The sequence below is a fragment of the Modestobacter versicolor genome (assembly GCF_014195485.1).
Lineage (GTDB): Bacteria > Actinomycetota > Actinomycetes > Mycobacteriales > Geodermatophilaceae > Modestobacter > Modestobacter versicolor.
In genome coordinates, this window is record NZ_JACIBU010000001.1 from 2,551,751 (window position 1) to 2,568,959 (window position 17,209).

Below are 17,209 nucleotides of genomic sequence, written 5' to 3' on the forward strand. Positions count from 1 at the left end.
CATGCCTCGCTCCGCTCGGTGGTTCGTCCCGCTCCTCGCTCGCTGGCGCTCGCTGCGATGCTCGCTCACCAGGCCACCGCCACGGGCTCGCCGACGGGCCGCCGGGCGAGGACGACCTCGCCCGCGGCGTCCAGCCGGACGTCCAGGTGCACCCGCCAGCCGTCGACGGCGTCGGGGTGGTCCTCCCGCCAGTGGCAGCCGCGGGTCTCCTCGCGGGCCGCCGCCGCGGCGGTGATCGCGGTGGCGACGGTGAGCAGGTCGGTGGTCTCCCAGCCGGGCACGCCGGGGACGGCGGTGGTCCGCTCCCCCAGCGCCGCCAGCCGCCCGGCGGCCTCGGTCAGCCCGGTGCCGGAGCGCAGCGCGCCGACCCTCGCCGACATGGTGGTGGTGAGCTCGGCGCGCGCCTCCGCGTCGACCAGGCCCTCGGGGCGCGGGTCGACCGCCTCGGCGGGTGCGGGCACCGGCAGCTCGCGGGCCAGCGCCTCGCCGATCCGCCCGGCGAACACCAGCCCCTCGAGCAGCGAGTTGGAGGCCAGCCGGTTGGCGCCGTGCACGCCGGTGCAGGCCACCTCGCCGCAGGCGTAGAGCCCGGGCACCGTCGTCCGGCCGGACAGGTCGGTGGCCAGCCCGCCGGAGGCGTAGTGCGCGGCCGGGGTGACCGGCACCAGCTCGGTGACCGGGTCGATGCCGGCCTCCCGGCAGCGCGCGACGATGGTCGGGAAGCGCTCGGCGAGGCCGGGGACCTCGCGGGCGTCGAGCCACACGTGGTCGACGACGTCGCGCAGCTGCACCCGGGTGATCGCCTTGGCGACCACGTCGCGCGGGGCCAGCTCGGCGAGCTCGTGGGTGCCCACCATGAAGCGCTCACCGGCACCGTCGCGGAGCACCGCGCCCTCGCCGCGCAGCGCCTCGGAGACCAGCGGCTGCTGTCCGCGGGCGCCCGGGCCGAGGTAGAGCGCGGTCGGGTGGAACTGGACGAACTCCAGGTCGGTGGCGACCGCCCCGGCCCGCAGCCCCAGCGCGACGCCGTCCCCGGTGGAGACGGCCGGGTTGGTGGTGGCCGCGTAGACCTGGCCCATCCCGCCGGTGGCCAGCACGACCGCCCGGGCGCGGACCGCCCCGACACCGTCGGCGCTGCCCTCCCCCAGCACGTGCAGCGTCACCCCGGCGACCCGACCGGCGGTGTCCCGGACGACGTCGAGCACCATCGCGTGCTCGACCAGCGTGACCCCGGGGTCGGCGGCGACGGCGTCGCGCAGCGCCCGCTGCACCTCGGCCCCGGTGGCGTCCCCGCCGGCGTGCACGATCCGGTCGGTCGAGTGCCCGCCCTCGCGGGTGAGCAGCAGCCGACCGTCGCCGTCCCGGTCGAAGGCGGCGCCCCAGGTGATCAGCTGGTGCAGCCGGTCCGGACCCTCGGTGACCAGCGCCTGCACCGCGTCGGCGTCGCACAGCCCGACGCCGGCGACCTCGGTGTCCCGGGCGTGCGCGGCGGGGGTGTCGGTGGCGCTGAGCACGGCGGCTATCCCGCCCTGCGCCCAGCGGGTCGACCCGTCGTCGACCTCGACCTTGGTGACGACGGCGACCGACAGCCCGGCGGCGCGGGCGTGCAGCGCCACGCACAGCCCGGCCACGCCGGAGCCGACCACGCAGACGTCGGCGGTCAGCTCCCAGCCGGGCGCGGGGGCGCGCAGGCGCAACGGCAGCCCGGTGGCCTGGGCGACCGCCTGCACGGTCATCGGACCGGTACGCCGAGGGGGCTGCGCTGCTGGTCGGCGTCCCCGGGCACCGGGGCCGACGGGTCGCCGCCGAGCTCGACGACGCGGTTGCCGCCGTCGACGTGCACGACCCTGGGGATGTAGGACTTCGCCTCGGTCTCGTCCATCAAGCCGTAGCTGATCAGGATGACCAGGTCGCCGGGGTGCACGAGGTGCGCGGCGGCGCCGTTGATGCCGATCACGCCGGTGCCGCGCTCGCCGGGGATGACGTAGGTCTCCAGCCGGGCGCCGTTGGTGACGTCGACGATCGCCACCTGCTCGCCGGGGATCAGGTCGGCGGCGTCGAGCAGGTCCTCGTCGATGGTCACCGAGCCGACGTAGTGCAGGTCGGCCTGGGTCACCGTGGCCCGGTGGATCTTGCTCTTGAGCATGGTGCGCATCATCGGGGGCTCCCCAGGGTCACAGCGGTGTTGTCGATGAGTCGGGTGCTGCCGGCGCGGGCCGCGACCAGCAGGCGGGCGGGTCCGGCGGCGGGCGCGGGGCCCAGGTCGGGGCCGGTCAGCTCCAGGTAGTCCGGGAGCAGCCCGGGGGCGTCGGCCAGCACCGCCCGGGCGGCGGTCAGGACGGCGTCGCCACCCTGCGGTCCGACGGCCGCACCGGCCCGCAGCGCGGCGGACAACGCCGCGGCGGTGCTGCGCTGTTCCGCCGTCAGGTATCGGTTGCGGCTGGACAGCGCCATCCCGTCGTCCTCGCGGACGGTCGGGACGCCGACCACCTCGACGCCCAGCGCGAGCTCGCGCGCCATCGCCCGGATCAGGGTCAGCTGCTGGTAGTCCTTCTCGCCGAAGACGGCGACGTCCGGGCGCACCAGGCCGAGGAGCTTCGCGACGACGGTCAGCACCCCGGCGAAGTGCCCGGGCCGGACCGCACCCTCGAGGACGTCGCCGAGCGGGCCGGGCTGCACGGTCACGCCCACCGCACCGGGCGGGTAGACCTCGTCGACCGGCGGGTGGAACACCAGGTCGGCGCCCTCCGCGGCCAGCGCGGCCAGGTCGGCGTCCCAGGTGCGCGGGTACCGGTCGAAGTCCTCGCCCGGCCCGAACTGGGTCGGGTTGACGAAGACCGAGACGACGACGCTGCCGCCGAGCTCGCGCGCGGCCCGGACCAGCGTGCGGTGACCCTCGTGCAGCGCGCCCATCGTGGGCACCAGCACGACCGGGCCGGGCAGCTCGTCGCGCAGCTTGCGCAGCTCGGCGGTGGTCTCGGCGACCGCGGGGGCGCCGGTCACCGCGCGGCCTCCTCGGTGTCGCCGCTGAGCAGCTCCAGCAGCGGCGCGCCCTCGTGCGGCTTGAGCCGGCCGGCGGCCAGCGCCCGCTCGGTGGTGCGCTTCGCGAGCGCGACGTAGGCCTCGACCGAGGACGGCGCCCGGTCGGTGAGGGTCTGCAGGTGGGCGGCGACGGTGCCGACGTCGCCGCGGCTGACCGGGCCGGTGAGCCCGCGGTCACCGCGGCGCAGGCCGTTGTCCAGCGCCGCGGTGAGCAGCGGGCCGAGCACCCGGGCCGGGTCGGCGACGCCGGCGGTGCGCAGCAGGTCGGCGGCCTCGGCGACCAGGGTGACCAGGTGGTTCGCGCCGGTGACCAGGGCTGCGTGGTAGAGCCCGCGGTCGCGCTCCTCGACCCAGAACGGCTCGCCGGTCATCTCCAGCACCAGGGTCTCGGCGACCGCCCGGTGCTCGGGCCGGCTGGTGACGCCGAACGGCGCGGCGGCCACCCGGTGCAGGTCCTCGGGTCCGCCGGAGAAGGTCATCGCCGGGTGCAGGGCGAGCGGCAGCACGCCGGCCCGCTCGGCCGGGGCGAGCACGGCGAGGCCGTGCGCCCCCGAGGTGTGGAAGACCAGCTGGCCGCGGCGCCAGGCGCCGGTCTCGGCGAGGCCGGCGACCAGGCCGGCCAGGATGTCGTCGGGCACGGCGAGCACGACCAGGTCGCTCGCCGCGACGACCTCGTCGGCGGGCAGCAGCGGGACGCCGGGCAGCAGGCGGGCGGCGCGCTCAGCGGAGGCCGCGGACAGGCCCGAGGCGGCGACGACGTCGTGCCCGGCGGCAGCGAGGGCGGCACCGAGGACGGCGCCGACGCGGCCGGCGCCGACGATCCCGACGCGCAGCCGGGCGGGCGCCTCGGCGGCCGGGGCCAGCCCGGGGGCGCTCTGGACAGGGGGACGCGGCGCAGGGCCGCGGGAGGGACGGACGGACATCCCGGTGCACCTCTCGTTCCAGTCCCTCGCGGGTACCGGACTCAGGTCGCTCGTCGTCCCACGTCGTCGTGGGCCGTGGTGCAGGTGGTGGTGCGGTGCGGCGCTCGTCCCGCTGCAACCACCCGTCGCCGGGTGTGTCACGCAGGTATCACGCCGTAGGCGAGTGTGTGTCCGCCCCGGCCCGGCCGCAACGCTGGCGGGGTGTGTGCTGACTCACCCGGGTGGCCCACACCACCGTCCCGGGCCCCGGTTAGGTTGACCCGGCGCCGGCAGCGGAGCCGGTTCACGAGCAGGAGGAGCACGGTGAGCAGCTTCGAGGGACGCACCGCACTGGTCACCGGCGCGAGCCGTGGCATCGGCCTGGCCATCGCGCAGAGCCTGGTCGACCGCGGCGCCCGGGTGGTCGTCACCGCCCGCAAGCCCGAGGCGCTCGCCGAGGCGGTCGAGCAGCTCGGCGGCCCGGAGAAGGCGGTCGCCGTGGCGGGGAACGCCGGCGACCCCGAGCACCGCGCCGAGGCCGTGCGCACCGCCGTCGAGACCTTCGGCAGCCTGGACCACCTGGTCGGCAACGTCGGCATCAACCCGGTGTTCGGCCCGCTGATGGACGCCCCGCTCGACGCGTTCCGCAAGATCCTGGACACCAACGTCGTCGCCAGCCTCGGCCTGGTGCAGGAGGCGTGGCGGGCCTGGATGCACGAGCACGGCGGGTCGGTGCTGATCGTGGCCTCGGTCGCCGGGCTGAAGTCCAGCGAGGGCATCGCCGCCTACGGCGTCAGCAAGGCCGCGCTGGTCAACCTGACCACCCAGCTGGCCGTGGAGCTGGGCCCGAAGGTGCGGGTCAACGCGGTCGCGCCGGCCGTGGTGAAGACGAAGTTCGCCGAGGCGCTGTTCACCGGCCGCGAGGACGCGCTGTCGCAGCAGTACCCGGTGGGCCGGCTGGGCACCCCCGAGGACATCGGTGAGGCGGCGGCCTACCTGCTCGGCGACGGCGCCGGCTGGGTCACCGGGCAGACGCTGGTGCTCGACGGCGGCGCGCTGTCCCGCGGCCCCATCTGACGAAGGACCCCGTTCCAGCACGTCACTGGCGGCCGAGCACCCGGGACAGGACGTCGTCCCCGGCGGCCTCGCCGTCCTCGTCGCGGTAGCGACGACGGCGGGAGCGCCCGCCGGTGGGCGCCTCCACCCCGCTCTCGGCGAGGATCTGCTCCAGCCGGGCGTGCCCCGAGGGCTCGCGCGGCGCCGGCTGCTCGGTGGGTGCCGGTGCGCTCGTGGTGGCGTAGCCGGACGGGTCGTAGGCCGTCGACCCGGAGCGGCTCGGGGCGTCCTGGGCCCAGGACGGCGTCTCCTCGGCCGGGCTGTCGTAGGACGGCAGCTCGTAGGACGGCGACTCGTAGGACGGCGACTCCCGGTTGACGGCCCCGGCGGACGACCAGTCCTCGTCCGACTTCTCGTCGGTCGACCAGCCGCTGCTCGACCACGTGCTGCTCGACCAGGACGACGACGCGTACGAGGAGCTCTCCGGAGCCGGCCGAGGGGCGGAGCTGCCGAACAGCATCTCGTCGTAGGCGGAGCTGTCGTAGGAGGGCCGCTCGGGCTCGGCTGCCGGGTACCCGACCGCCGACGGCTCGTACGCCGACGGCTCGTGGGCCGGAAGCTCGTAGGTGGGCGCCTCGTACACCGGCGTCTCGAAGGACAGCGGCTCGAACGCGGGCGCCTCGAACGACGGCGCCTCGAACGACGGCGGCTCGTACGCGGGCGCCGGCGCTGCCGACCAGCCGGGGGTCTGCTCGTCGTCCGGCTCCGGGGCACGGCGACGGTGCCGGCGGGGTGCGGGCTCCGGCGTGGCCGCGACCGGCAGCTCCCCGGTCGGCCGGCCGTTCTCGTCGAGCAGCGACCGGTCACCCAGCCACTCCAGCGGCGACGGCGTCGGGGTCTCGACGGGCGGCTCGATGACCGACTCCCCGACCAGCCACTCGATCGGCGACGGCGGCCGGACCGGCGGCGTCGCCGCCGGGTCGACCCGGGAGGAGGCCGTGGTCGTCGGCGCGACCACCGGTGCGGCGACCGGCGGCGGCACCAGGGGCGGCGAACCGACCGCCCGGGGAGCGGGCTCGGCCGGTTCGGCCGGGACGACCCGGGTCTCCGCCCAGCGGTCGACCTCCCAGGCCGGCGCGCCCTCGAGGGTGCGGCCGTCGGCCTGGTCCGGCGCCGGCTGGCCCGGTCCGCGGACCGACTGCGCGCGCATCACCATCCGCTCGATCAGCAGCTCGCCGGAGAGCTGCTCGGTGAGCTCGTGCCGCATCCGGCCCAGGTCGTTGCGCAGCTCGCCCAGCCCGGCGATCTCGGCCCGCAGCTGCCCCAGACCGGCCAGCTCGCCCCGCATCTCGGTGAGCGCGGCGAGGTCGGTGCGCAGCTGCCCCAGGCCGGCGAGGTCCGCGCGCAGCTGGGTGATCGCCGCGACGTCCTCGCGCAGCGTGGCGAGGCTGGACAGCTCGCTGCGCAGCTGCGTCAGCTCGGTGCGCATGGCGTCCTCGGCCTCGCGTCGCAGCCGGCTCTCCAGCTCGCCCTCGTACTCGTGCCGGGCGGCGACCTCGCGCTCCAGCTCCAGGTCGTAGGCGTGCCGCAGCTCGGCCTCCCGGCTCGCAGCGGCCAGCTGGTCGGCGCGCCGGTTGCCGGCCAGGAAGGCGGCGACGACGAACGCCCAGCAGACGCCGAGCAGCGCCACCCGCAGGTACAGCGGGTCGTCGGTGAAGAAGACCGCGGCGGTCGCGGCGGCGGCCAGCACCAGCCCGACGACGAGCCAGCCCCGCCGGCCGGCGGACGACGGCTCCGCGACGGCGGGAGCCGGTGCCGGTGCGGGAGACGGTGCGGGAGCGGGAGCCGGCGCGGCGGCGGCACGAGCGGCCGACGGCGGCACCGGCCGGGCCGCCGGCGAGGAGGACTGCGCGGGCGCCGGACGCGGCGGCACCGGCGGAAGGGCACCACGACCCGGGGCGCTGTCGTCCCGGCGACCTCCCATGGTGCCCACCATACGGGGCAGGACGCCCGTTCCCGGGTCATCCGCGCGGTGCCGCGAGCCTCGCCTGGCGCCGACCGGGCCGGTGGGTGGCACGCTGGCGCCGGTGACCCTCACCCTGCTCGACTGGCGGCGGCGGGTCGCCGCCCTCTACGCCGACGTCCGCGCCGCCGAGGACCCCGAGGCCGGCTGGGACCTGTGGCGGGCCGGCCGGGACGCCCTCGTCGGCGGTCACCCGGACTCCCCGTTGGGTACCGGGGCCCGCGCCGCCTTCACCGGGCTGCCGGTGGCCCCCTACGACCCGGCGCTGCGGTTCGTCGTCCCGGTGGACACCGACGTCGAGCCGGAACGCCGCGAGGTGCCGACCGCCGCGGACGGCGTCGTGGTGCTGGACCGGATCGGCCGGGTAACCCTGGGCGACGTCGGCCGGCTCGACGTGTGGTGGGTCGGTGGCTACGGCGGCGGGCTGTTCCTGCCGCTGCGGGACGGCAGCGCCGGCACGACGACCTACGGCGGCGGCCGCTACCTGCTCGACACCGTCAAGGGCGCCGACCTGGGTGGGCACGACGGGCGGCTGGTGGTCGACCTCAACCTGGCCTACCACCCGTCGTGCACCTACGACCCGCGGTGGACGTGCCCGCTGGCTCCGGCGGGCAACCGGGTGGGCACCGTCGTCGCCGCCGGGGAGCAGCTGCCCCCCGGCGGCTGGTACTAGGAGGCCCCTCCTGCCCCCCGCCACTCGCGAGCTCGCGGCGGGACCCTGCAGGAGGGCCGTTCCAGCCGCTAGTTCGCCAGTGCCGGGTCGGTGGAGAGGACCAGGCCGATGGAGACGACGCCCTGCTCGAGCGCCTGGTTCGTCGGGCCGCCGAGGTCGAGGTCCTCGACGCTGGCGAACTCCAGCCCGTAGGTCTCCTCGAGGCCCGGCTGGCAGAACGGCCGGGTCGGGCACTCGGAGACCGCGCCCAGGACGAGCGAGCCGTCGGAGCAGGCCTCGGCCAGCTCGGACAGGGTGGTGATCCCGCCGAGCTGCTCGGACAGCGCCTCGGTGATCGCGAAGGCGTTCTGGTCGGCCGCCTCGGCGGGCTCGCCGACGACCAGCTGGTTGGCCTGCGCCAGCCCGGTGAGCGCCTGGACGGTGGCGTCCAGGTCGCTGCTGGCCACGGCCTTGGCGTCGTCGCCGTCGAGGAACTCGGTCAGCGTGCCCACGTACTCCGGGAACGCCTGGATCTCGTTGCGCTGCAGCGCCGGGAGGTAGGCCTCGCGGTTGCCCACGGACTGCACGGTGGCGGTGTAGCCGGCGGCGTTGAGCACCTCGGCGTAGACGTTGGCCAGCACCTGGCTCTCGGTGAAGTTGGCCCCGCCGACGGCGACCGGGCCGCTGCCGCCGGAGACGCCGTCGGCCAGCCCCTGCTCCTCGACGTAGGCGGCGGCGACGTCGACGGCGCTCTCGCGCTGGTTGTCGACCTGGTCGATGAGGTCGGTCAGGTCGGCGGTGGTGAGCACCGCCGACACCGTGTCCAGCGTGGTGATCAGGTCGGGGTCCGCGGCGGCCGCCTGGGCGGAGACGGCGGGGATGATGTTGTCGACGGTCTGCAGCTTCTTGTCGTCCTCGAGCCGGACGAGCTGGTCGCCGGCGACCGGCGCGCAGGCGTCGCCCGAGGCGGACGAGCCGCTGGCGGCGTCGTCGCCGCCGGTGCCGGAGGACCCGGACTCACCGCACGCGGCGGTGGAGAGGACCGCGGCCAGGGCCGCGATGGGGAGGATGGTCCGCAAACGGGGACGCGTGCGCATCTTGTCCGCCTTCTGTGTCCCGTGGAGCCCACTGCTGGACGGCCACGCGTGTCTGGCGGGAGGTGTCCCGCGGGAGACACTCAACTCCTCCGGTGGCCCCCGGGGCAAGTTGGTTGTGCACCACCGTGATCTCCCGGTGACCCGCCGGCTCAGCGGGCGGTGGCCACCCCCGCGGCCTCGGCCCGGCGGCTGCGCACCCGGCCGAAGGGCACCCGCTTCTGCCCGGGCGTGACGGCCCAGCTCAGCGTGCCGAGCAGGGCGTCGGTGGCCATCGCCAGCGCCGCCACCAGCAGCGCCCCGGCGACCACGATGCCGTAGTCCTGCCGGCCGAACCCGGAGCGGATGACCGTGCCCAGCGTCGGGTTGCCCAGCAGCGAGGCGAGCGTGGCGGTGGCCACCACCTGCACCGCCGCCGTCCGGATGCCGGTCATCACCAGCGGAAGGGCCAGCGGCAGCTCGGCCCGGAACACCACCTGCCGGCCGCTCATGCCCATCGCGCGGGCGGCCTCGACGACGTCCCGGTCGACCTCCCGGAAGCCCACGTAGGTGTTGGCCAGCACCGGCGGGACGGCGAACACCGCCAGCGCGATCACCGGCGCCCAGATGGTGAAGCCGATCGAGGTGACCGCGAAGATCGTCAGGATCGCCAGGGTGGGCACGGCCCGGGAGACGTTGGACAGCCCGAGCAGGAAGGCACCCCCGCGACCCCGGTGGCCCAGCCAGATCGCGGGCGGCAGCGCGACGACCAGCCCGATCAGCATCGCCAGCCCGGCGATCTGCAGGTGCTGCCCGGCGAGGTAGAGGATGCCGCGCGGGCCGGTCCAGTTGAACGGGTCGTTGAGGTAGAGGAACGCGTCGGAGAAGGCGTTCACGCCGCGACCCCCTGCCGGGTCCAGGGCGTCAGCAGCCGCTCGACGACGGCGAGCAGCTGGTCGGCGACGAGGGCGAGGACGACGCAACCGAGGGTGCCGAAGACGATCGGCGGCCGGTAGTAGTTCGCCCCGAACCCGTTGACGATGATCACCTGGCCGAGCCCGCCCTGGCCGACGATGACCCCGACGGTGACCAGGGCGACCGTCGAGACGGTCGCGATCCGCAGCCCGGCCATGATCCCGGGCAGCGCCAGCGGCAGCTCGACCCGCAGCAGCATCCGCCCGGCGCCGTAGCCCATCCCCCGGGCGGCCTCGCGGACCTCCTCGGGCACCGCCTGCAGCCCGGCCAGGAAGTTCCGCACCAGCACGACGAGCGAGTAGAGCACCAGGCCGATCGCGACGGTGGTCTCCGAGAGCCCGGTGAACGGCGCGATGAAGGCGAACATCGCCAGCGACGGGATCGTGTAGACGAACGTCGACAGCCCGAGGACGGCGGCGGCCAGCCCGCGCGCGCGGCGGGCGAGCAGCGCCAGCGGGAACGCGATCAGCGCCCCGATGACGACCGAGACGACGGTGAGCCTGACGTGCTGACCCACCAGCGGCATGATGGTGGACCAGTTGTCACCGACCCACGAGACGTCGAACCAGGGGTTCGGCGCCGCGTCGGCCGCGAGCACCGCACCGCTCGCCGCGCTCAGCACCGGGCGCCCGTCAGGAAGGCCACCTCGTGGACGCTACTGCGCCGGCCACCCCGCCCGCATCGATCGCCGGTTCCGCCGCCGAGGAGATCCGGCTCGAGGGCGTCAGCAAGGTCTACCCTGACGGCACGACCGCCGTCCGCGAGCTGGACCTGACCTTCGCCGCCGGCGAGCTCACCGTGCTGGTCGGGCCGTCGGGCTGCGGCAAGACGACGACGATGAAGATGATCAACCGGATCATCGAGCCGACCACCGGCCGGATCCTGCTGGGCGCCGACGACGTGACCCGGGTGGACCCGGTGCAGCTGCGCCGGCGGATCGGCTACGTCATCCAGAGCGTCGGGCTCTTCCCGCACCAGACGGTCCGCCGCAACGTCGCCACCGTCCCCCGGCTGCTGGGCTGGGACAAGGCCCGCACCCGCGACCGGGTCGAGGAGCTGCTCGAGCTGGTGGGCCTCGACCCGGCGACGTTCGGTGACCGGTACCCGCACCAGCTCTCCGGCGGGCAGCGGCAGCGGGCCGGCGTGGCGCGGGCGCTGGCCGCCGACCCCCCGGTGCTGCTGATGGACGAGCCGTTCTCCGCCGTCGACCCGATCGTCCGCGAGCGGCTGCAGTCGGAGTTCCTCCGGCTGCAGGAGACCGTCCGCAAGACGATCGTCTTCGTCACCCACGACATCGAGGAGGCCGTGCGGCTCGGCGACCGGATCGCGGTGATGAGCCAGGGCGGCACCGTGGAGCAGTTCGCCCCGCCGGCCGAGCTGCTGGGCGCGCCGGCCACCCCGTTCGTGGCGGACTTCGTCGGGGCCGATCGCGGGCTCAAGCGGCTGGCGGTGACCGGCATCGACCTGGCCGACCTGGAGCAGCCGCCGGTCGTGCACGTCGACGACAGCCTGGCCGACGCCCGGGCCGCGCTGGAGCGCGTCGGCGCGCGCTGGGCCGTCGTGCTGGACGACCAGCAGCGGCTCAACGGCTGGATCTCGGCCGAGCGGGCCGTGGGTGCCGGCACCGTCCGCCAGGCCGGCAAGCGGATGGAGGCGTGGGTGCCGATCGACGCGACGCTGAAGACGGCGTTCGCGACGATGCTGCAGCTGGAGGCCGGCTGGGTCGCGGTGCTGGACGGCGACCGGTTCTGCGGTGTGCTCACCCCCGAGTCGCTGCACGCCGCCCTGCGCCGCTCGGTCGAGGGCTCGGTGCCGGAGGTCGCGGGCGCGGCGCTGATCTAGCCGGCGGGCGGCTGGTCCTCGTCCTCCTCGGCACCCGGCGGGACCTTGCCCACGTGCTCCAGCCACAGCGCCGCGGCGACCAGCCCGGCGGCCAGCAGCACGCCGAGCGCGCCGGTCAGGGTGTCCCCCGACGCGGCGGCGAGCCGGCCGACGGCCGGTGCGGTGTGCAGCAGCAGCCCGGCCCACGCCCCGGCGAACACCGCCCCGACCCAGGCGCTGGCCTGGGCGAGCACGACCACCCGGGCGACCAGCATCGGCTCGACGGGGCGGGCGGCGGTCGCGGGCGTGCGCCCCGGCCCCGGCCGGCCCTCCCGCTGGGCGCTCAGCCGGGCGCGCAGCGTGCGGGCGCCCAGCGCCTCGGCGACCGCCAGCACGCCCAGCGGCACCGGCAGCCACCAGTCGAGTGCCGGCAGCGAGCCGTAGGCCGACCGGACCACCAGCCAGGTCGCGAACGCGACCGCCACGGCCAGCGCGACCAGCTCGGTGCGGCGCACCGGCCTCATGCCAGCTGCTCCCAGCGGACCACGCCGGCGACGTCCTCGGCGGGCAGCGCGGCGACCAGGTCGGCGATGCGGCCGTGGCCGGGCAGCGTGGCGGTCGGGTCCAGCGCCAGCCACGGGACGAGCACGAACGCCCGCTCGTGCGCCCGCGGGTGCGGCAGCGTGAGCCCCGGGTCCTCGGAGGTCACCGGGGTCCCGTCGTCGGCGGTCACCGTGACGACGTCGACGTCCAGCGTGCGGGCACCCCAGCGCACCTCGCGGGTGCGGCCGGCCGCCTCCTCCAGCTCGTGCGCCAGCGCCAGCCAGCCGGCGGCGTCCCGGTCGCCGCGGACGACGGCGATCGCGTTGAGGAAGGGCGGCTGCTCGACCGGCCCCCAGGGCGGCGTCTCGTAGAGCATCGACCGGGCCACGAGCCCGTGCTCCTTGAGCGCGACCAGGGCGGCGCGCAGCGTGCCGGCCCGGTCGCCCAGGTTCCCGCCGAGGGACAGGACGGCCCTGGTCATGCCCGGGTGCGCCGGATGGCGACCGTGACGTCGTCGGCCGGGACACCCAGGTCGACCTCGGGCTTGTGCACGGTGATCTCCACGGCGTCGACCACCGGGTAGGCCAGGCAGCAGTCGGCCAGCCGCTGGGCCAGCGTCTCCAGCAGGTCGACCGGCTCGCCCACCAGGACCGCGTGCAGCTGCTGGGCGAGCTCGCCGTAGTGGACGGTCTTGGTCAGGTCGTCGGTCGCGGCGGCCGGGGCGGTGTCCAGCTCCAGCACGGCGTCGACCCGGAAGGTCTGCCCGTGCTCGCGCTCGGGCGGGTAGACGCCGTGGTAGCCGTGGCCGGTCAGGCCGTGGACGGTGATCCGGTCAGGCACGGGCCCCTCCTCGGGCGGCGTCGACGGCCGCCAGCGTCGCGATCGCGTCCAGCGACTGCACCGGGTCGTGCACCCGCACGCCCCAGGCGCCGGCCTGCGCGGCCAGCACCGAGATCGCCACGGTGGCCGCCTCCCGGCCCTCGACCGGCCGCACCGCGCCGTCGGGACCGGCCAGCAGCCGGCCCAGGAACGTCTTGCGGGAGGCCCCGACCAGCACCGGCAGCCCGAGGGCGACCAGCCGGTCGAGCCCGGCCAGCAGCGCCCAGTTGTGCTCGGCGTTCTTGGCGAACCCCAGCCCCGGGTCCAGCACCAGCTGCGCGGGGTCGACGCCGGCCGCCACGACGTCCTCGACCCGGGCGGTCAGCTCGGCGCCGACCTCGGTGACCACGTCGCCGTAGCGGGCGGCGGCGTACATCTCCCGGCTGTGGCCCCGCCAGTGCATGAGCACCCAGGGCACCCCGGCGTCGGCGACCAGGCGGGCCATCCCTTCGTCGGCCAGGCCCCCGCTCACGTCGTTGACCAGCGAGGCGCCGGCCTCCAGCGCGGCGGCGGCGACCTCGGCCCGGGTGGTGTCGACGCTGACCCGGACGCCCTCGGCGGCCAGGTCGCGCACCACGGGCACCACCCGGTCGCGCTCCTCGGCGGCGTCGACCCGGTCGGCGCCGGGCCGGGTGGACTCCCCGCCGACGTCGACGTAGTCCGCGCCCGCGGCGTGCATCTCCAGCCCGTGGGCGATGGCGGCGTCCCGGTCGGCGAACGTGCCGCCGTCGGAGAACGAGTCCGGCGTGACGTTGAGGACGCCCATCACCAGGCAGCGCCCCGTCCGCGGCAGCAGGGGGGTGCTCGGGCCGGCGGTCACCGACCCAGGATGAGGCTCATCGCCTCGCTGCGGGTCGCGGCGCTGTCGCGGAAGATGCCGCGCACCGCGGAGGTGACCGTGGTCGCCCCGGGCTTGCGGATGCCGCGCATCGCCATGCAGAGGTGCTCGGCCTGGACCACGACGATGACGCCCTGCGGCTTGAGCACCTCGTAGAGGGCGTCGGCGACCTGCCGGGTCAGCCGCTCCTGCACCTGCGGCCGGCGGGCGTAGACCTCGACGAGGCGGGCCAGCTTGGACAGGCCGGTGACCCGCCCGTCCGTGCCGGGGATGTACCCGACGTGCGCGACCCCGTGGAAGGGCACCAGGTGGTGCTCGCAGGTCGAGTACATCGGTATGTCCTTGACCAGCACCAGCTCGTCGTGGTCCTCGTCGAACGTCGTCGCCAGGACCTCGTAGGGGTCCTGGGCGAGCCCGGCGAACATCTCCGCGTAGGCCCGGCCGACCCGGGCCGGGGTGTCGGTCAGCCCGGGCCGGTCCGGGTCCTCGCCGATGGCGGCGAGCAGCTCCCGGACGGCGGCCTCGATCCGGCCGGTGTCGACCCGCCCCTCGGGCAGGTCGGCCACCGGGTCACCGGTGCGGGGGTCCTGGCCGACGCCGTCGACGGCGGGGACGGCGTCGCCTGGGGCGGCGCCGCTCACCGGCCCTGCGCCGGCGCGCCGACGTCGCCGACCGGTGCCTGCGTCGATCCGTTCGGCGAGTGCGACCCGTGGCCGTTCACCACAGCCGCCTCGGCCGGGGTGAGCACCGGCGGGCGCTGGGACGGCGTGCGCTTGCCGAAGCCGTTGTACGGGGCCATCGACGGGCGCTTCACCACGCCCTCGCAGATCCGGTCCATGTCCTCGCGGGACAGCGTCTCCTTGTCCAGCAGCTCCAGCACGAGCCGGTCCAGGGTGTCCCGGTACTCGACCAGGATCTCCCACGCCTCGTCGTGCGCGGCCTCGATGAGCGCCCGCACCTCGCTGTCGATGTCGGCGGCGACGGCGTCGGAGTAGTCCGGGCGCGAGCCCATGTCCCGGCCGAGGAACGGCTCGGAGTCGGTGCTGCCGTACTTCACCGCACCGAGCTTCGCGCTCATCCCGTACTGGGTGACCATCGACCGGGCCAGCGAGGTGGCCTTCTCGATGTCGTTCCCGGCGCCGGTGGTCGGCTCGTGGAACACCAGCTCCTCGGCGGCGCGGCCACCCAGCGCGTACGCCAGGGTGTCGATCATCTCCGAGCGGGTCTGGTTGTACCGGTCCTCGGTCGGCAGCACGAGGGTGTGCCCCAGCGAGCGCCCGCGCGGCAGGATGGTCACCTTGTGCACCGGGTCCAGGTTGGGCAGTGCGTGCGCCACCAGGGCGTGCCCGCCCTCGTGGTAGGCGGTGACCTTCTTCTCCTTGTCGCTCATCGCCCGGGTCTTGCGCTCCGGGCCGGCGACGACGCGGTCGATCGCCTCCTCGAGGGTGGCGTCGGTGATCTGCGTGGCGCCGTGCCGGGCGGTGAGCAGCGCGGCCTCGTTGAGCACGTTGGCCAGGTCGGCGCCGGTGAACCCGGGGGTGCGCCGGGCGACGGTCTCCAGGTTCACGTCGTCGGCCAGCGGCTTGCCGGTCGCGTGCACCTTGAGGACGGCGACGCGGCCGAGCAGGTCGGGGCGGTCGACGGCGATCTGCCGGTCGAAGCGGCCCGGGCGCAGCAGCGCCGGGTCGAGGATGTCCGGCCGGTTCGTGGCGGCGATCATGATCACGCCGCCCTTGACGTCGAAGCCGTCCATCTCGACGAGCATCTGGTTCAGCGTCTGCTCGCGCTCGTCGTGCCCGCCGCCCATGCCGGCGCCGCGGTGCCGGCCGACGGCGTCGATCTCGTCGATGAAGATGATCGCCGGGGCGTTCTCCTTGGCCTGGTTGAACAGGTCGCGGACCCGGCTGGCGCCGACGCCGACGAACATCTCGACGAAGTCCGAGCCGGAGATCGAGTAGAACGGCACGCCGGCCTCACCGGCGACCGCCCGGGCCAGCAGCGTCTTGCCGGTGCCGGGCGGGCCGAACAGCAGCACGCCCTTGGGGATCTTCGCGCCGATCGCCTGGTACTTGACCGGGTTCTGCAGGAAGTCCTTGATCTCGTGCAGTTCCTCGATCGCCTCGTCGGCGCCGGCGACGTCGGCGAACGTCGTCTTCGGGGTGTCCTTGCTGACGACCTTGGCCTTGGACTTGCCGAAGGCCATGACGCCGCGGCCGCCGCCCTGCATCGAGTTGAACAGCCAGAAGAGCAGCAGGAGGAGCAGCACGAAGGGCAGGAAGCTGACCAGGATGCTGACCAGGAGGTTGTCCTGGGTGACGTTGGTGTCGAACGACGTCGTCCCGGCACCGGAGCCCTCACCGGCCCCGCGGACCGCGGCGAACACGTCGTCGGCGGCACCGGCCGGGTACGACGCGGAGACCTTCGTGCTGCCGTCGACCGCGGTGTCGAGGTCGAGGTCGAGGGTCTGTTCCTTGTCGTTGATCGTGGCCGAGCTGACGTTGCCGTCGGCGAGCTGGGCCAGTGCTGTCGACGTGGAGACCTGCTCGTAGCCGCCGTCGCTGCGGAAGAAGCTGGAGCCGACGAAGCCCAGCACGACGACGATGACGACCCAGAACCAGACGGACCGGAAGATCTTCTTACGTTCCATACACCGTTGCCGGGCCACCGGGGACGCCCGGACTGCCCGTCGACCCTCCTGATCGTCGCAGGACGCCGCGCACGAACCTGGGGGGCACCCCGCCGCGGGGCGACGTCGTTGGCACGAAGGTACACCGGGGGACCTGTGCGCCCGGTCTCCTCGCGCTAGGAGCTGTAGACCTCGGGCTTGAGGGTCGCGATGTAGGGCAGGTCGCGGTAGCGCTCGGCGTAGTCCAGGCCGTAGCCGACGACGAACTCGTTGGGGATGTCGAACCCGACGTAGCGGACCGGCACCTCGACCTTCACCGCGTCGGGCTTGCGCAGCAGGGTGCACACCTCGAGGGACGCCGGCCGGCGGCTGCCCAGGTTCTTCAGCAGCCAGGACAGCGTCAGCCCGGAGTCGATGATGTCCTCGAGCACCAGCACGTGCTTGTCGGCGATGTCCCGGTCCAGGTCCTTGAGGATCCGGACGACCCCGGACGAGCTGGTCGCGCTCCCGTAGGAGGAGACGGCCATGAACTCCATCTGGGTGGGCAGCTGCAGCGCCCGCGCGAAGTCGGACATGAACAGCACCGCGCCCTTGAGCACGCCGACGAGCAGCACCTCGCGGCCGGCGTAGTCCACGGCGATCTGCTCGGCGAGCTCGGCGATCTTGCCCTGGATCTGCTCCTCGGACAGCAGCACGTGGTCGATGTCCGGGCCGTAGCCGTGGTCGGGGCCCAACGGCCCGGGTGCCTGCGCTCCAGGGGTGGCGGGCTCACTCACGCT

Annotated in this window: 18 protein-coding genes; 3 read left to right on the forward strand and 15 right to left on the reverse strand. The window is 75.1% G+C overall.

Annotated features, from left to right (window positions below; all coding sequences use genetic code 11):
• Nucleotides 1-65: 65 nt before the first annotated feature.
• From FHX36_RS12505 to FHX36_RS12520, 4 genes are read right to left on the reverse strand one after another with little or no spacing between them, the layout of a single operon-like run.
• Nucleotides 66-1,736, reverse strand: coding sequence for an L-aspartate oxidase (locus FHX36_RS12505; protein WP_183513784.1), 1,671 nt, complete (start codon nt 1,734-1,736; stop codon nt 66-68).
• Nucleotides 1,733-2,158, reverse strand: a complete 426-nt coding sequence (gene panD, locus FHX36_RS12510; protein WP_110554056.1) for an aspartate 1-decarboxylase — start codon at nt 2,156-2,158, stop codon at nt 1,733-1,735. Before panD ends, FHX36_RS12505 begins: the two co-directional genes overlap by 4 nt.
• Nucleotides 2,155-3,003 carry a pantoate--beta-alanine ligase gene (gene panC / locus FHX36_RS12515; RefSeq protein WP_110554057.1) on the reverse strand — a complete coding sequence of 283 codons (849 nt, stop codon included), beginning with the start codon at nt 3,001-3,003 and terminating at the stop codon, nt 2,155-2,157. The genes panD and panC overlap by 4 nt, the downstream gene beginning before the upstream one ends.
• Entirely contained in the window at nt 3,000-3,965 is a 966-nt protein-coding gene (locus tag FHX36_RS12520) for a Rossmann-like and DUF2520 domain-containing protein (RefSeq protein WP_183513785.1), read from the reverse strand. Before FHX36_RS12520 ends, panC begins: the two co-directional genes overlap by 4 nt.
• Nucleotides 3,966-4,268: 303 nt before the next feature.
• On the opposite strand from FHX36_RS12520, the gene FHX36_RS12525 reads away from it, so the two are divergent.
• On the forward strand, nt 4,269-5,021 hold the full coding sequence (locus FHX36_RS12525) for an SDR family oxidoreductase (protein WP_110553312.1): 753 nt from the start codon (nt 4,269-4,271) through the stop codon (nt 5,019-5,021).
• Nucleotides 5,022-5,043: 22 nt separating this feature from the next.
• On the opposite strand, the gene FHX36_RS12530 is transcribed toward FHX36_RS12525, so the two are convergent.
• Nucleotides 5,044-6,933 (reverse strand): DUF6779 domain-containing protein, encoded by a 1,890-nt coding sequence (locus tag FHX36_RS12530; protein ID WP_146251666.1) that lies wholly within the window; start codon nt 6,931-6,933, stop codon nt 5,044-5,046.
• Between the two features lie 154 nt (nt 6,934-7,087).
• Here FHX36_RS12530 and FHX36_RS12535 point away from each other — a divergent pair, with 154 nt between their 5' ends.
• The gene (locus FHX36_RS12535; protein WP_110553316.1) at nt 7,088-7,696 is read left to right on the forward strand and encodes a DUF1684 domain-containing protein; all 609 of its coding nucleotides are present in this window, start codon (nt 7,088-7,090) and stop codon (nt 7,694-7,696) included.
• A 68-nt stretch (nt 7,697-7,764) separates the two neighbouring features.
• Here FHX36_RS12535 and FHX36_RS12540 read toward each other — a convergent pair whose 3' ends face one another.
• The 3 genes from FHX36_RS12540 to FHX36_RS12550 form a co-directional block, all read right to left on the reverse strand.
• The gene (locus FHX36_RS12540) at nt 7,765-8,772 is read right to left on the reverse strand and encodes a glycine betaine ABC transporter substrate-binding protein (protein WP_110553314.1); all 1,008 of its coding nucleotides are present in this window, start codon (nt 8,770-8,772) and stop codon (nt 7,765-7,767) included.
• A 149-nt stretch (nt 8,773-8,921) separates the two neighbouring features.
• Nucleotides 8,922-9,644, reverse strand: a complete 723-nt coding sequence (locus FHX36_RS12545; RefSeq protein ID WP_110553315.1) for an ABC transporter permease — start codon at nt 9,642-9,644, stop codon at nt 8,922-8,924.
• The gene (locus FHX36_RS12550; protein WP_220036027.1) at nt 9,641-10,345 is read right to left on the reverse strand and encodes an ABC transporter permease; all 705 of its coding nucleotides are present in this window, start codon (nt 10,343-10,345) and stop codon (nt 9,641-9,643) included. Before FHX36_RS12550 ends, FHX36_RS12545 begins: the two co-directional genes overlap by 4 nt.
• A gap of 26 nt (nt 10,346-10,371) precedes the next feature.
• On the opposite strand from FHX36_RS12550, the gene FHX36_RS12555 reads away from it, so the two are divergent.
• Entirely contained in the window at nt 10,372-11,565 is a 1,194-nt protein-coding gene (locus FHX36_RS12555) for an ATP-binding cassette domain-containing protein (RefSeq protein ID WP_183513787.1), read from the forward strand.
• Here the strand turns inward: FHX36_RS12555 and FHX36_RS12560 are convergent.
• From FHX36_RS12560 to hpt, 7 genes are all read right to left on the reverse strand, one after another.
• Nucleotides 11,562-12,068, reverse strand: a complete 507-nt coding sequence (locus FHX36_RS12560; protein WP_183513788.1) for a DUF3180 domain-containing protein — start codon at nt 12,066-12,068, stop codon at nt 11,562-11,564. The two genes, FHX36_RS12555 and FHX36_RS12560, sit on opposite strands and share 4 nt — an antisense overlap.
• Nucleotides 12,065-12,568: a 2-amino-4-hydroxy-6-hydroxymethyldihydropteridine diphosphokinase gene (folK, locus tag FHX36_RS12565; protein ID WP_110553789.1), complete on the reverse strand. Its 504-nt coding sequence runs from the start codon at nt 12,566-12,568 to the stop codon at nt 12,065-12,067. The genes FHX36_RS12560 and folK overlap by 4 nt, the downstream gene beginning before the upstream one ends.
• Nucleotides 12,565-12,927, reverse strand: a complete 363-nt coding sequence (folB, locus tag FHX36_RS12570) for a dihydroneopterin aldolase (RefSeq protein WP_110553787.1) — start codon at nt 12,925-12,927, stop codon at nt 12,565-12,567. The genes folK and folB overlap by 4 nt, the downstream gene beginning before the upstream one ends.
• Entirely contained in the window at nt 12,920-13,786 is an 867-nt protein-coding gene (gene folP, locus FHX36_RS12575) for a dihydropteroate synthase (RefSeq protein ID WP_258372999.1), read from the reverse strand. The genes folB and folP overlap by 8 nt, the downstream gene beginning before the upstream one ends.
• Nucleotides 13,783-14,445, reverse strand: a complete 663-nt coding sequence (gene folE / locus FHX36_RS12580; RefSeq protein WP_258372998.1) for a GTP cyclohydrolase I FolE — start codon at nt 14,443-14,445, stop codon at nt 13,783-13,785. The genes folP and folE overlap by 4 nt, the downstream gene beginning before the upstream one ends.
• Entirely contained in the window at nt 14,442-16,451 is a 2,010-nt protein-coding gene (gene ftsH, locus FHX36_RS12585; protein ID WP_110553786.1) for an ATP-dependent zinc metalloprotease FtsH, read from the reverse strand. The genes folE and ftsH overlap by 4 nt, the downstream gene beginning before the upstream one ends.
• A gap of 155 nt (nt 16,452-16,606) precedes the next feature.
• The gene (gene hpt, locus FHX36_RS12590) at nt 16,607-17,206 is read right to left on the reverse strand and encodes a hypoxanthine phosphoribosyltransferase (protein ID WP_220036060.1); all 600 of its coding nucleotides are present in this window, start codon (nt 17,204-17,206) and stop codon (nt 16,607-16,609) included.
• Nucleotides 17,207-17,209 lie beyond the last annotated feature (3 nt).

Bases quoted from the DNA above. Each gene is read 5' to 3' on its own strand.
- FHX36_RS12505 (WP_183513784.1), bottom strand. From the start codon at position 1,736: ATGACCGTGCAGGCGGTCGCCCAGGCCACCGGGCTGCCGTTGCGCCTG.
- panD (WP_110554056.1), bottom strand. From the start codon at position 2,158: ATGATGCGCACCATGCTCAAGAGCAAGATCCACCGGGCCACGGTGACC.
- folK (WP_110553789.1), bottom strand. From the start codon at position 12,568: ATGACCAGGGCCGTCCTGTCCCTCGGCGGGAACCTGGGCGACCGGGCC.
- FHX36_RS12540 (WP_110553314.1), bottom strand. From the start codon at position 8,772: ATGCGCACGCGTCCCCGTTTGCGGACCATCCTCCCCATCGCGGCCCTG.
- FHX36_RS12560 (WP_183513788.1), bottom strand. From the start codon at position 12,068: ATGAGGCCGGTGCGCCGCACCGAGCTGGTCGCGCTGGCCGTGGCGGTC.
- ftsH (WP_110553786.1), bottom strand. From the start codon at position 16,451: ATGGAACGTAAGAAGATCTTCCGGTCCGTCTGGTTCTGGGTCGTCATC.
- FHX36_RS12520 (WP_183513785.1), bottom strand. From the start codon at position 3,965: ATGTCCGTCCGTCCCTCCCGCGGCCCTGCGCCGCGTCCCCCTGTCCAG.